Annotated in this window: 12 protein-coding genes and 5 tRNA genes; 1 reads left to right on the top strand and 16 read right to left on the bottom strand. The window is 42.4% G+C overall.

Annotated elements, in window-relative coordinates:
• Positions 1-4: 4 nt before the first annotated feature.
• The 15 genes from L1D46_RS00795 to xerD all read right to left on the bottom strand — a co-directional run bounded on the left by L1D46_RS00795 (position 5) and on the right by xerD (position 12,506).
• Positions 5-754 (bottom strand): L,D-transpeptidase family protein, encoded by a 750-nt coding sequence (locus tag L1D46_RS00795; protein ID WP_130050799.1) that lies wholly within the window; start codon positions 752-754, stop codon positions 5-7.
• Entirely contained in the window at positions 751-1,863 is a 1,113-nt protein-coding gene (locus tag L1D46_RS00790) for a dipeptide epimerase (RefSeq protein ID WP_239976556.1), read from the bottom strand. The genes L1D46_RS00795 and L1D46_RS00790 overlap by 4 nt, the downstream gene beginning before the upstream one ends.
• Positions 1,864-1,871: 8 nt before the next feature.
• Complete coding sequence (locus tag L1D46_RS00785) at positions 1,872-3,248, bottom strand: SH3 domain-containing protein (protein WP_130050797.1); 1,377 nt, start codon at positions 3,246-3,248, stop codon at positions 1,872-1,874.
• 16 nt (positions 3,249-3,264) lie between these two features.
• Positions 3,265-4,527: a hypothetical protein gene (locus tag L1D46_RS00780; RefSeq protein ID WP_239976554.1), complete on the bottom strand. Its 1,263-nt coding sequence runs from the start codon at positions 4,525-4,527 to the stop codon at positions 3,265-3,267.
• A 473-nt stretch (positions 4,528-5,000) separates the two neighbouring features.
• A tRNA-Arg gene (locus L1D46_RS00775) sits at positions 5,001-5,077 on the bottom strand.
• A 111-nt stretch (positions 5,078-5,188) separates the two neighbouring features.
• Positions 5,189-5,265, bottom strand: a tRNA-Arg gene (locus L1D46_RS00770).
• Between the two features lie 46 nt (positions 5,266-5,311).
• Positions 5,312-5,388, bottom strand: a tRNA-Arg gene (locus tag L1D46_RS00765).
• Between the two features lie 22 nt (positions 5,389-5,410).
• Positions 5,411-5,487: transfer RNA gene (locus tag L1D46_RS00760), tRNA-Arg, on the bottom strand.
• A gap of 33 nt (positions 5,488-5,520) precedes the next feature.
• Positions 5,521-5,613: transfer RNA gene (locus L1D46_RS00755), tRNA-Ser, on the bottom strand.
• Between the two features lie 112 nt (positions 5,614-5,725).
• On the bottom strand, positions 5,726-5,923 hold the full coding sequence (locus tag L1D46_RS00750) for a hypothetical protein (RefSeq protein ID WP_130050795.1): 198 nt from the start codon (positions 5,921-5,923) through the stop codon (positions 5,726-5,728).
• Positions 5,924-6,175: 252 nt separating this feature from the next.
• Positions 6,176-7,711, bottom strand: coding sequence for a lysine--tRNA ligase (lysS, locus tag L1D46_RS00745; protein ID WP_239976552.1), 1,536 nt, complete (start codon positions 7,709-7,711; stop codon positions 6,176-6,178).
• Between the two features lie 26 nt (positions 7,712-7,737).
• Positions 7,738-8,836, bottom strand: a protein-coding gene (gene prfB, locus L1D46_RS00740; protein ID WP_130050793.1) for a peptide chain release factor 2 whose coding sequence is annotated in 2 segments (ribosomal slippage) — positions 7,738-8,760 and positions 8,762-8,836 — 1,098 coding nt in all. Because the reading frame shifts where the segments join, the coding sequence is not laid out codon by codon here.
• Between the two features lie 143 nt (positions 8,837-8,979).
• Positions 8,980-10,701: a single-stranded-DNA-specific exonuclease RecJ gene (gene recJ, locus L1D46_RS00735; RefSeq protein ID WP_130050792.1), complete on the bottom strand. Its 1,722-nt coding sequence runs from the start codon at positions 10,699-10,701 to the stop codon at positions 8,980-8,982.
• 75 nt (positions 10,702-10,776) lie between these two features.
• Positions 10,777-11,511, bottom strand: coding sequence for a bifunctional protein-disulfide isomerase/oxidoreductase DsbC (dsbC, locus tag L1D46_RS00730; protein ID WP_063703393.1), 735 nt, complete (start codon positions 11,509-11,511; stop codon positions 10,777-10,779).
• A gap of 59 nt (positions 11,512-11,570) precedes the next feature.
• Positions 11,571-12,506, bottom strand: coding sequence for a site-specific tyrosine recombinase XerD (gene xerD, locus L1D46_RS00725; protein WP_239976550.1), 936 nt, complete (start codon positions 12,504-12,506; stop codon positions 11,571-11,573).
• 80 nt (positions 12,507-12,586) lie between these two features.
• On the opposite strand from xerD, the gene fldB reads away from it, so the two are divergent.
• A complete protein-coding gene (gene fldB, locus L1D46_RS00720; RefSeq protein ID WP_239976548.1) occupies positions 12,587-13,108 on the top strand; it encodes a flavodoxin FldB in 522 nt (173 codons plus the stop codon).
• Positions 13,109-13,154: 46 nt separating this feature from the next.
• Here the strand turns inward: fldB and L1D46_RS00715 are convergent, their stop codons facing one another.
• The gene (locus L1D46_RS00715) at positions 13,155-13,583 is read right to left on the bottom strand and encodes a DUF2147 domain-containing protein (protein WP_130050788.1); all 429 of its coding nucleotides are present in this window, start codon (positions 13,581-13,583) and stop codon (positions 13,155-13,157) included.
• Between the last annotated feature and the right edge of the window lie 56 nt (positions 13,584-13,639).

Below are 13,639 nucleotides of genomic sequence, written 5' to 3'. Positions count from 1 at the left end.
ATTTTTATTCAGCTAAGTTAGGTAATTGCCACTGACTTTGCTTTTGTTGATATTGCGCCTTGGTCAAGCTGACTAATAAAGGCTTTTTACGTTCATCTAACCAAGCAAGCAAAGCGTCCATATTGCGTTCTGTCATTGCTGTACAACCAGCTGTAGGCTTGCTAGGCGCACGCCATAAATGCATAAAGATACAACTACCCGCGCCATTGATATTGCTTGGATTATGCTTAACAACAATGCCTTTTTTATACAAATTATCTTGGCTGTATATATCACGGCGCATCCATTCTGAAGAGTCTTTTACTGCGTCTTCGCCTACTTGTGCTTTGTCGACCAGTTGATTGTAAAAAGGCGAGCCTTTCACATCAATGCAGTAATCGTTTGCAGTCATTGCTTGATAACTTAGGTTCGTTTGTAATGAATCTAAATAGCCAAATGCAGTACCTAGCTCAAAAATACCAGCAGGCGCTTTACCATCCCCTTCTTGTTTTTGCTGACCTGGTTGTGCAGGGTGCAGCCCCACTCCCCAAGCAAGACCGGTACGACCAAGTACTACCGCATGTTGTTCGCCTTGTTGTTGCCATTTACCGGCGTCTTTTTCAAAGCGATACAGCGTGGCATCAATAGCATCACTGTCATTAGCGACCACCACCACGAGTTGCTGATGACTGTTATCAATAACAGGTTTAGGTGACTCTTTGCTTGCACAAGCCGTTAAACTCATAGCTGCAATAAGACTAACTAGTTTTTTCATGCTGGCCATACTCCGTTTGATATTAGTTCAAGCCCTTTTATTGATTCAATACCAAGACCTGGTTTATCCGATAAGCTTATTTGAGGGCCGATAAACTCAACCCCACCTTGTACAGGGTCATACTGACCAAGAGCTGGACCATCTAGGTCAATTTTACTGATTTGTTGTGCTTTGGCAGAAGCTAAATGCGCAGCCCCTGCGACAGCAATACTGCCCTCTAGCATACAACCAATCATACATTCAGCTTGATATTGGGCTGTGATGTTAGCAATCTCAATTGCCCGGCTTAAACCGCCCGTTTTCATTAACTTGATGTTGATAATATCAACCGCTCCCAACTCTAAAAGCTGGATTACTTGCTTAGGTGAAAAGGCGCTTTCATCAGCCATAATCGGTGTATTCACCCGCTCAGTAATATATTTGAGGCCTTGAAAGTCACTGCTTTTTACTGGTTGCTCAACTAACTCTAACACCACGCCAGCTTGCTCAAGTTGTTGTAATGCAAACACAGTTTGTTTGGCATTCCAACCTTGGTTTACATCTAAACGTAATTGCGCCTTAGCAGCAAAGCCCGCGTGGATTGCTTTGACACGTTCAATATCTTGATTAAGGTTATTGCCAATTTTTATTTTTAATACGTCAAAGCCCTGCTCAACGGCTAGCTGACAGTCACTGAGCATTTTATCTATGTTATCGACGCTAATGGTAATATCCGTTTTAAGTTCTGACTTACCGCCGCCAAGTAACTTATATAAAGGTGCTTGATAGAGCTTACCCCACAAGTCGTACACAGCCAGTTCTAGGGCGGCTTTTGCGCTACTGTTGCCAACCACGGTTGATTGAATAATTTGAGTGAGCTGGTTGATGTTTTCAATTTCTTGCCCCACCAACTTAGGCGCAATAAACTGCTTAATGACCGCTATCATCCCTTGATGGGTATCACCAGTGATAACCGGTGTTGAGGCCGCTGAGCCATAGCCAGTTTGACCACATTCAGTGTCGATTAAAACCACTAAGTCTTCGATAAAACTCACTTCTCTCAGTGCTGTTTTAAATGGGGTAACTAACGGCACTTTGAGCTTTGCAAAGCGAACAGCTTTAATTTTCATATCGGCCTCTAGCGAATACGCTTAATGTTATAAACACGGTCTAAATAACTGGTTTCTTGAGATAATCTTAGTGGCAATAAAGGTGTCACAGACACCCCATTCAAGGCACTACTATAAAAGCTGCCATCGCCTTTGTTGTAACCTAATCCTTTGACATCATGAATAACATACGGCTCGCCGTGATGCTCCCCTAAGTACATCATCACGTGACCAGGAATATAGATCAGATCGCCAATCGCCATATTTTTAACCGTTGGTATCTTGGCATCCGCAGCGGTATTCTTATCAAAACGATTATTTTGCCCGTATTCACTACTGCCTTGCTGCCCTGAATTACGCGGCATTAATAGGCCAAAGCTTTTATAAATTTCACCAACAAACCCGGTGCAGTCGCGGCCATTGTAATCATGCCCCCAACCATAACGCTCACCTAAAAACTTAAAGCCTTGTTTAATTAGATTTTGCTCGTTGTAGTCTAAGTAACCTAAATTTACATCGGCAGTTTTGCTGATCATCGCTGGTTTAATTACAAGTTGACCTTGCTCATCACGAGTAGGTAACTGTACAACATGGCTGGCATAGCTATTTTGGCCGTTTAGCAAATAAGGTACTTTCTCACTATCAACTAAGGGTAAGCGTACCCCCATATCTAGTTGCACTTCTGAGCGGCTTTCATCGTTTGGCACATAAGCAGTATTTACTTTTGCACCTGTCACAACCAAGAAGTTATCTTGTTCACGATAAGCTTTTATTTTATCCGCATCAGCAAAGGCAAGATCTTCGGCAGGTGCCCATGCTAAGTAGTTGTAAGCACGTACTAACAACCATTTTTTATCTGCACTTTGATGTAATACAGCCACAGCCTCACCCGGGAACATGCCACTTTCTTGGAAGCGATCTAAGTCTTGATCAAGGCCACTATTTAAAACCCGATCCCAAGTTGGAAATGTACGTAATGCAGTACGTTTAACTACCACTGCAAAACGCACCTTATTAGTATCTGCGACTTTATTAAGATTTAAGTTAGCCTGATATTTAGCAAAATCTTTCGCAGTGAGTTGTCGGCCATCGGTAAAAAAACGCGGGCTTTTTGGAATTGCACTTGCCGAGTGAATGGCACTTGTTAGCTCGTCTTTACTGAGCGATTTTTGGAAAGACAGTGGATCAACAATGTATTTATTATCTTTAATAAGTTTTTCGTTGAAGGCAGCAATTTGAGCCTCCGTCATAATCATTTTTGCCGATGCCCCTTGCGCTAACCAGTAGCTAGGAGAAAGCTGTGACTGCGTGACCCCGATAACATCTGATTGCCAATCTTCGGCATGCATGGGTGCACTAAAGGCAACACCTAAAGTAATTGATAAAGCGATAATTGAACGACGCATAGCTGTACCTTAATTCTTATTGAAAGCGTGAATCTAATAATTTTGTAAAAGCATGCTGCAATTTTTGCTGCATTTGCTTACCGACTGTCGGCAAATTGGCTTCGTCAGCCCCCTGAGTTGACTGCTGTACACTAAATGTAAACTCACGCCCACCTTGATAATTTCCTAGACACACATGTGCCAGCATCACGGCTTCTGTGGTGGAGCGCGTTTCACTTGGTCCCCAACCAATTTTTTGCCATACACGCCACTGCCCATTGGTTGCGCTATCGAGCACCTCTTTTGCAGAGCGACTATCATTTGGAGCAATAACATCTGCCAACGCATTTGTAACAATATGACTGATACCTACCATCATGCCGCCTACTTGAGCCTGTTCGTAGGTATGACCTGTGCCGTTAAGTAGCACATCAACATCACTTGCTTGTAAATAAGGCATTTGTGTACTTGGCTCACGCTGGTGACTAACCAAGCGCTTTAACCATTCAGCTTGAGCAAGTGTAGTCATTGCTTTGTTGCCCGTTAAGCCACAACTGTCGCAACGATATCCTAAATAGCCGGGATCATCACTGCTTGTTATATAATGAACGACTTTTGCATCAAGCTCATTATTTGCAGGGTTATGCCAATACTCGTCTGATGGCATAAACTGCTCTGAGCCATATGCGCCGTTAAATAACAAACGCTCATCCTGTAGTTTGAGCCAGCCATCATTAAAAAGTCCACGTAAGTACTCTCGCCCTGCCACATTCACAAAATAACTGGCAATAGCATTTGAGTTGCCATCGGCTTTACCAAATGCTTCATAGCTATTAATACTGCTGATCAAATCTGCCAGCGCTGTATCACCTGCATAGAGCGTTGCACCAAGCTCTGGGTGGGTTTGTCTTACTTTAGATAGCGCACCGCTAAATGCTTGAATTTTTGATGAGCTCCAAGGCTCATACAATTTATTATGGCTGCCATCACTTAAATAGCGATAGGCTAGCTGCCCTGCCTGTACTTGATAATCTATTAATAGAAATTTACCTGGCTGCTCAGAGGCTAAGAAATACTGCCAATCGGCCGCCACTCTGTTTTGCCAACCTGCCTGTTGATAATTAACCTCAGTTGCTGATTTATAGCCTGGCTGCTGACTTTCACCTTCCAGTGATAAGCAACCAGTATTTTTTAAATCTTTTGGCAAAATAGCGGGAGCTAACATTACCTGCTCAAAGTATTGTTGGTCGGTTAATGGGGTTTTTTCTGTGTTCGCTTCACAACCAGTCAAAAGCATCAAGCCGCAACTTATAGCCAGCCGTTTTTGATATGCACCTTTCGCATACATAAAATAAAATTCCCACTTGTTATTTTTTTTGGAATATTTTATTAAATCTAACACAATTTCTTCATGAAGCAAATTAACTCGGTTTTATTGCCTATAAGACGCTGGCTTAAAAAATAATTTAACGATTAAAGTCTATCGTCTCGAAGGGGTATTGTTCATCGTCTGGAGCGACATTATCTTAATGCGCGATGCGCGCGAAACAAGTTTCACGCCTACTGGGTGTATTTTTTGTATTTTGAGTTGGGGTTTAATTTGTGGAGTGGAAGCGTGATGTTCACGACTGAAGTCGCTGCTACGAATATTACGATAATAAACGCGATATAAAATCGCTGCTACAGGTTTATATCGAGTTTTCAAGCTCCTACGCGAATTGCAGGCACAAAAAAACCGACTTTCGTCGGTTTATGTCACTTTCCAGAAGAAAGTGGCGGACGCGGGAGGATTCGAACCTCCGACCGCCTGGTTCGTAGCCAGGTACTCTATCCAGCTGAGCTACGCGTCCGCAATGGTTCTGCTTATTTACGTCTTGCAATGACGGTGTTATTAAAACACAAAAAAACCGACATTTAGTCGGTTTGCACTTTCGAACATTGCAGTATGAATGTATAGAAAGTGGTGGGCGCAGGAGGATTCGAACCTCCGACCGCCTGGTTCGTAGCCAGGTACTCTATCCAGCTGAGCTATGCGCCCACATTCTATTTTAGTTAGTTTAAGTCTCACTAAGACTTTTCAAAAGTGGTGGGCGCAGGAGGATTCGAACCTCCGACCGCCTGGTTCGTAGCCAGGTACTCTATCCAGCTGAGCTATGCGCCCACATTTTGATTTTAGTAAAGGATGGTGGGCGCAGGAGGATTCGAACCTCCGACCGCCTGGTTCGTAGCCAGGTACTCTATCCAGCTGAGCTATGCGCCCATTCTTTACTTTACAAGAAAACCATTTAAAAAATGGTGGAGAAGGAGGGATTCGAACCCTCGATAGAGCTACAAACCCTATACTCCCTTAGCAGGGGAGCGCCTTCGGCCACTCGGCCACCTCTCCGTCTTGTGGGGCGTATAATAAAGATTTCAGGAAATATGTCAAACACTTTTCAAGGAAAATCGTATAGATGGTTATAGATTGTCCATAACGAGCTAAAACAACTTATTTTTGTTTATCCTTTCGCCACTTTTTCTTTATCACTCAACGGCTCAAGACCCGTCAATGGGATCAGCTCATCGGTTAATTCAGCGAGGTATTGATCTTGGTAACCTAATTGTTGAAATTCAGCTATACAAGCACGATAAAAATCTTCACGTTGATGCTCGTTTTTATTTGTATCTGTTGGCAACTGCGAAGGCTTTTTTGTCATTAGAATTAAGTCCATTTATGCGTTGAACGAATATGGCGCAATGATGTCATATCTTGGCTAAAAAAAACACTATCCAACTTTAGGTTTGTATAAAAAATTTACAATCTAGTAACTTTATTTGAAGGCTAATTCGGTATTTCTTTTTAGATCAGCTAATTACAATTTAGTAGTAAATTTGTGAGTAATAAAAATCAGAAATTTCTGATAAAAAAACGCCGCTAAAAAGCGGCGTTTTTAAAGACTTTTAGCTGATTAGTCAGCTTGAGGACGCATGTGTGGGAATAGGATCACGTCTTTAATCGTTGGTGAGTCTGTAAATAACATCACCAGACGGTCGATACCAATACCCTCACCCGCTGTTGGAGGTAAACCATACTCTAATGCGCGGATGTAGTCTTCATCGAAGTGCATTGCTTCATCATCACCCGCATCTTTCTCTTCAACTTGACGCGTAAAGCGCTCAGCTTGGTCTTGTGCATCATTAAGCTCAGAGAAACCATTCGCTAACTCGCGGCCACCAACGAAGAATTCGAAACGGTCAGTCACAAATGGGTTTTCATCGTTACGACGTGCAAGTGGTGACACTTCCCACGGGTAAGCGGTAATGAAAGTAGGTTGAATTAACTTATGCTCAGCAGTCTCTTCGAAGATTTCACATAAGAACTTACCAGGGCCCCATACACAGTTTTCAGGGATCTTAACGTGTACTTGCTTCGCATATGCTTTAAGTTCTTCAAAATGATTTTCTGGGTCATTAAATACCGCTGCATCGAAGTCAGGGTTGTACTTAAGAATAGCTTCGCTCATAGTTAGACGAGCAAAAGGCTGACCAAAATCGTACTCTACCGAATCAACCACTTCACCGTTTTCATCTTTAGTTGTGTTTACAACAATTGGTGAACCAAGTACGTCTGTAGCAACAGTACGTAACATGTCTTCAGTAATGTTCATCAGGTCAATGTAATCAGCGTAAGCCTGGTAGAATTCGATCATCGTGAATTCTGGGTTATGACGTGTAGATAAACCTTCGTTACGGAAGTTACGGTTAATTTCGAATACACGCTCAAAACCACCAACGACTAAACGTTTTAGGTAAAGCTCTGGTGCGATTCGTAAATACATATCGATATCAAGTGCATTATGGTGTGTTACGAATGGACGTGCAGACGCACCACCTGGGATCACTTGTAGCATCGGCGTTTCAACTTCCATGAAATCACGCTCAGCTAAGAAACGACGAATACCTTCAACAACTTTTGAACGAATACGGAACGTTTCACGTGTCGCTTCATTAGTAATTAAGTCAACATAACGTTGACGGTACTTTGTTTCTTGGTCAGATAAACCGTGGAACTTTTCAGGTAACGGACGTAATGACTTAGTCAGTAACTCGTACTCAGTCATTTCTACGTATAGGTCACCTTTACCAGACTTATTTAGTGCGCCTTTAACACCGATGATGTCACCAATATCTAGTTGACCGTATTTAGCTTTTAATTCTTTTTGTACATCTTTTGATGCGTACGCTTGAATTTGGCCTTTCATATCTTGTAATGCTAGGAAAGGACCACGTTTAGCAAGGATACGACCAGCAACTGATACAACGTGTTGTTCAGCAACTAATTCTTCTTTCGATTTATCACCAAACTCAGCTTGCAAATCAGCCGTGTAATGTTCACGACGGAATTGGTTTGGATGACCGTTGGCTGGGCAATTTTCGCGGATTGCGTCTAATTTGCCACGACGCTCAGCGATTAACTTATTTTCGTCTTGGATTTGATCAGTCATTTTTTAGCTCTTTTTTAGCTTGGTGGTTATAGGCCAGATTTAAGGCTGGCTTCAATAAATTTATCTAAGTCGCCGTCAAGAACCGCTTGAGTGTTACGGTTTTCAACACCTGTACGCAAATCTTTAATGCGAGAGTCATCAAGTACGTATGAACGTATTTGACTACCCCAGCCAATGTCAGATTTGGCATCTTCTTGACTTTGCTTCTCTGCATTCTGCTTTTGAATTTCAAGTTCAAACAACTTCGCTTTTAGCTGTTTCATTGCTTGGTCTTTATTCTTATGCTGTGAACGCTCATTTTGGCACTGTACAACAGTATTGGTTGGTATGTGAGTAATACGAACCGCAGATTCTGTCGTATTTACGTGCTGACCACCGGCACCTGATGCGCGGTAAACGTCAATACGTAAGTCAGCCGGATTAATATCAATTTCGATATTATCGTCGATTTCTGGATATACGAATGCTGATGCAAACGATGTATGGCGACGACCACTCGAGTCAAATGGGCTCTTACGTACTAGACGGTGAACACCTGTTTCTGTTCGCAGCCAACCGTATGCATATTCGCCAACAAAGCGCACTGTTGCCCCCTTAATACCAGCCACATCACCGTCAGTTGCTTCAACTAGCTCAACTTTAAAGCCTTTTGCTTCACCCCAGCGTAAGTACATACGCAACAGCATGTTACACCAGTCTTGAGCTTCAGTACCGCCAGAACCTGATTGCAAATCAAGGTAAGCATCGTTTTGGTCATGATCGCCTGAGAACATTCGACGGAACTCTAGCTTTTCAAGTTGTGCGTTTAAATCGCCCAATTCAGCTTCTGCTTCAGCAAAGGTTTCTTCATCTTCAGCTTCAACTGCAAGCTCTACTAAACCTTCAACATCTTCGGTACCTGCCACTAGATTATCAATGGTCTCTACGATAGCTTCGAGTGCCGACTTTTCACGGCCAAGGGCTTGAGCTCGTTCTGGCTCATTCCACACGGCTGAATCTTCAAGTTCTGCGTTAACTTCTTCTAACCGCTCTTTCTTAAGAGGGTAGTCAAAGGTACCCCCGAAGCAGTTCAGTACGTTCGCGAATTTCCTTGATTTGATTAATCACAGGATTCACTTCAAACATGTACATTACTCCAAAATGGCTGATTTACCGTGCACCGATATCGACGATAATTACGGTAAATTATCTACAAATATTAAAAACGCCCGATTTTAACAAAAAACCGAGCGTTTTATTAGCCTTTTATGTCGATTATAACGATATTTTTATGTCGCTTTTTGTAGCTCTCGAATAATCAACTGTAAGGTAAATTTACCACGGAATTCATTTATATCGAGTTGGTAAGCTGCTTTTACATAACGCACTTCGGTATCTGGCCATGCACGCACATCCACGCCAAATGCAATCCCATCAACTAACCGCCCAGACTGATGTTTTAAAACCAGTTTTAGGTGTTTTTCGCCAACAATTCGCTGCTGTATTACTTCGAATACATGTTCGAACACTGGCTCAGGAAATTGCTGCCCCCAAGGACCTGCATTTTTTAGTTGATTGGCAAACTCCATCGAAAAGCAATCATTTGGCAGCTCACCATCGGTAAGTAAGATACTTTGCTTATGCTCTTCAGTAAGAGTATCTGTCACCATTTGCTCAAACACTGTTTTAAACTCATTAAAACAGTGTTCATTGATACTCAGCCCCGCCGCCATAGCATGACCACCAAATTTACTGATCAAATGCGGATAGAGAGTATTTACTCGCTCTAGCAAATCACGCATATGCAGCCCTTCAATGGAACGACAAGAACCTTTTATTTCGCCGTTATCGCCAGCTGCAAAAATAATCGTAGGACGGTGATACTTTTCTTTTAAACGACCAGCCAAAATACCAATCACACCTTGATGCCAATCAGCTTGGTATAGACAAATGGCATCAGGCACGGACTCGGTTTTGAATGCTAAACGATCAAGCACGGCTTGTGCTTCAGTTTGCATGCCCTGCTCTATTTCACGGCGCTCGTGATTAAGGCTGTCGAGCTCACTGGCAATACGGCGTGCTTGATTTATATCGCTAGATAACAAACAGGCTATACCTAAACTCATATCATCTAAACGCCCTGCTGCATTTAAGCGTGGCGCTAATGAAAAACCAAAGTCACTGGCACTTAAACGCCCTGCATTGCGATTTGCCACTTCAATAAGTGCACTAATTCCGGGCCGTGTTTTACCACTGCGAATGCGTGCTAAACCTTGATGAACTAAGGTACGGTTATTGGCATCAAGAGCGACCACATCGGCAACGGTACCAAGGGCTACAATATCAAGTAACTCAGCCAAATTTGGCATTGGCTGATGCTGAAAATACCCTTGCTCACGTAAGTGGCTTCGTAAAGCAATAAGCAAATAAAAAGCGACCCCAACGCCTGCTATCGACTTCGATGGAAACTGACAGTCATGACGATTCGGATTCACAATGGCATCAGCATCTGGCAGGGATTCACCTTGCAAGTGATGATCAGTCACCAGCACTTTAATACCAGCTTTCTTTACTATAGCAATACCATCAATACATGAAATACCGTTATCAACGGTGATCACAAGCTCAGGCTGCATGGAAACGATTTGCTCTGCAAGTGCAGGGCTTAGACCATAACCTAGGCTGAATCTGTCTGGTACTAAATAATCAAGATTCTTTAAGCCAAACATAGCAAGACCTTGCATCAAAGTTGCAGTGCTGGTTGCACCGTCAGCATCAAAGTCTCCTACAATTAAAACGCGGCTTTGTGCGGCAATTGCTTCTTGCAATAACGCAACAGCTTTGTCGATGTCTTTAAACAGCTTAAAGTCATGTAATGTCGCAGCGCTATTATCGAGTTCAGTAGCATTTTGCACCTGTCGAGTCGCGTAAATCTGCTTGATAACAGGGTGTAAATGGTGCGGTAAGTGTGAATCATCAACACGTGGACGAGCTTGAATTATTTTTTCCATGTCGGAAACGGTACTTCTTAAGCAAAGGCAAGTAAAAAGGCCTACAACAAATAGGCCTTTTCGTTTAAAAAACGGTTATGAAGATGTTTTTGGTAAAGCATCAAGTGCTTGGCTGATTTGCGCAGCTGATTGATAACCTGGGATCATCGTGCCATCTTCTAAAATAATTGCTGGTGTCCCCGACATACCAAAACTTTGACCAAGTTGGTAATGCTCTGCAATTGGTGCGTTACAACCAGGCACCGCTGCTACTTCTGCACCCGCTTTTGCTTCTGTTAACGCTTCAGCTGGATCTTTAGCACACCATACATTCATTAAATCTTGATACCCTTTACCACGTAAACCACCACGTGGGAAAGCAAGGTATTTAACTGTGATACCCGCTTCTAAGAAATCATCAAGTTCACGGTGTAACTTACGGCAATAACCACAGCTAATGTCAGTAAACACCGTGATTGAATGCTTTTCGTTTTTCGCTTTGTATACGATCATCGAATCTTCGTATTCAGCTATACCTTCTTTACGTACATCGCTCAGTGCATGCTCTGTTAGGTTAACTCGGTTATTAAGGTCAATCAGTGTTCCTTGCATAAGAAATTGACCGTCAGGGCTTGCATACAGCACGCCTTTGTCAGTAATTAGTTCTTTAAGGCCTGCCACTGGGCTTGGATTGATTTGCTTAACGGTTACGCCTAATTCGGCAAACTTAGCAATAATTGGAGCATCAGCAGCGTCTGTTGTTGATACGCCATTGGCAAACACATTTAAGCTTGTGCCTAGTAGTGCTGTGGCTAAAACTAACTTTTTCATAAATATCCTATATCCTGATCATTTTTTATATAGACCGGTACATCTTTAAAAATCTTGCACTAAGCTCGTGGATGATGTTGCTCGTGTACCGACTTCAATCTTTCATTCGCTACATGGGTATAAATTTGTGTTGTTGATAAGTCACTGTGACCTAACATCATTTGCACGACTCTAAGGTCCGCCCCATGATTAAGCAAATGCGTTGCAAACGCGTGTCTGAGCGTATGCGGTGATAACGGCGATTCAACTGATGCCAAAATAGCATAGTGTTTGATGCGATGCCAAAAAGTTTGTCGCGTCATACCAATCCCACGCTTAGATGGGAACACAAAGTCAGTGGCATGCTTTATCATTTGCGAACGGCCCACTTTTAAGAATTGCTCAAGCCAATACATTGCTTCTTCACCCAAGGGAACTAAGCGCTCCTTATTACCCTTACCTTTTACAAAAACCACAGCTTGGCGCAAATTAATTTGCTCCATTCTGAGCCCCACCAGCTCAGTAACACGAAGCCCTGTAGCATATAAAAGCTCAAGCATGGCTTTATCGCGAAGTCCCATTGGGTCTTCTATGTCTGGGGCTGCAAGCAATGCTTCTACTTCGACTTCAGATAGGGTTTTCGGTAATGATTGCCCAGCTTTTGGTTGAGCAATGTTTACCATGGGTGAATCTGCAATCACTTTTTCGCGCACAAAATACTGATAGAAACGTTTCAGTGCACTAATGCTACGTGCGGTACTACGCGACTTCAGCCCTAGATCGACGCGGTAAGCTAAATAAGCTTCGATATCATCTAAGCTAACGGCAAGAAGGTCTTTATCTTTTATAAATTGGCAAAACTTTTCAAGGTCACTGCGATAGGCCGCCAATGTATTTTCGCTGACGCCTTGCTCAAGATACAGAGTATCTAAAAATAACTCTAAATGTTCGGCGTTATTTGCTGTCATTACACCTTTTTGTGCTTGTGAATTATTATCAGCCACGCGTACTCTCATCCTTATCAAGGTATCAATTGATTATACCTTACGGTAAACTTAGGCCTATCATATCAGGCAAATACACAGTGATAAATACGATGCAGATTGGTTTATTTTATGGTTCTACAACCTGCTACACAGAAATAGCGGCAGAGAAAATTCGCGATATTATTGGCCACGACATAGTGAGCCTTCACAATATCAAAGATGAGCCATTAAAAAATGCAGAGCAATTTGATTTCGTTATCTTCGGCATCTCAACTTGGGACTTTGGTGAGCTGCAAGAAGATTGGGAATCAATCTGGGACGACATTAAAGATGTTAACTTAAACGGCAAAACCGTGGCTCTGTTTGGAATGGGTGATCAACAAGGTTATGGTCAATGGTTCCAAGATGCACTTGGCATGTTACACGATGAGATTTGTGATCAGAGTATTACCTTGCTCGGTAAATGGCCTAACGATACAAGTTATGAATTCGAAGCCTCAAAAGCGCTCACAGAAGATGGTAAACAGTTTGTAGGCTTAGCCCTTGATGAAGACAGCCAATACGAGCTGAGCGATGACCGTATTGCAACCTGGGTTGAGCAAGTAATGACTGAATACAGCAAAAGCTTGTAACATCCTGTTATTTATAAAAAGCCAAGCATTGCTTGGCTTTTTAATTTTATTCAACACGTTGCCAATATTGATTACGGTAGAAAAAAGCAATATAGCCGCGCACTTCAAGTACCTTACCCTGTTCTTTTGGAGTCAATTTTAGGGTATAAGTTTTACCATTGTTAGGGTCCAGAATTTCACCATCTTGCCAGCTACCATCCCCAGCATCTTTAGCACCTTCAATAATTTGTAACCCAAGAATAGGCTGATTTTTCTTATCACCTTTACACTTTTCGCATATTGCATCTTGCTTGGCTGGGTTAAGTATTTTTTCTACACTGCCAATCAGCACGCCATCTTGCTCACTAATACGCACTAAAGATTTCGCTTCATTGGTTTCTTCGTCAATGGTTTTCCAAAGACCCACGGGTGTCAAAGCAGCAAAGCACAGCTTAGAAAATAATAAGGCAAATAAAACAATTGATAAACGGATCATAAAAAACTCGTATAAAACTTAAGACTTTGGCACTATATCAGGACTTAGTAAAACAC

The sequence above is a fragment of the Pseudoalteromonas sp. Isolate3 genome, from assembly GCF_022398505.1.
Classification (GTDB): Bacteria; Pseudomonadota; Gammaproteobacteria; order Enterobacterales; family Alteromonadaceae; genus Pseudoalteromonas; species Pseudoalteromonas apostichopi.
This window is presented reverse-complemented; position numbering and strand designations above follow the sequence as displayed.

Bases quoted from the DNA above. Each gene is read 5' to 3' on its own strand.
- L1D46_RS00715 (WP_130050788.1), bottom strand. From the start codon at position 13,583: ATGATCCGTTTATCAATTGTTTTATTTGCCTTATTATTTTCTAAGCTG.
- xerD (WP_239976550.1), bottom strand. From the start codon at position 12,506: ATGAGAGTACGCGTGGCTGATAATAATTCACAAGCACAAAAAGGTGTA.
- L1D46_RS00750 (WP_130050795.1), bottom strand. From the start codon at position 5,923: ATGACAAAAAAGCCTTCGCAGTTGCCAACAGATACAAATAAAAACGAG.
- fldB (WP_239976548.1), top strand. From the start codon at position 12,587: ATGCAGATTGGTTTATTTTATGGTTCTACAACCTGCTACACAGAAATA.
- L1D46_RS00795 (WP_130050799.1), bottom strand. From the start codon at position 754: ATGAAAAAACTAGTTAGTCTTATTGCAGCTATGAGTTTAACGGCTTGT.
- dsbC (WP_063703393.1), bottom strand. From the start codon at position 11,511: ATGAAAAAGTTAGTTTTAGCCACAGCACTACTAGGCACAAGCTTAAAT.
- lysS (WP_239976552.1), bottom strand. From the start codon at position 7,711: ATGACTGATCAAATCCAAGACGAAAATAAGTTAATCGCTGAGCGTCGT.
- L1D46_RS00785 (WP_130050797.1), bottom strand. From the start codon at position 3,248: ATGCGTCGTTCAATTATCGCTTTATCAATTACTTTAGGTGTTGCCTTT.
- L1D46_RS00790 (WP_239976556.1), bottom strand. From the start codon at position 1,863: ATGAAAATTAAAGCTGTTCGCTTTGCAAAGCTCAAAGTGCCGTTAGTT.
- recJ (WP_130050792.1), bottom strand. From the start codon at position 10,701: ATGGAAAAAATAATTCAAGCTCGTCCACGTGTTGATGATTCACACTTA.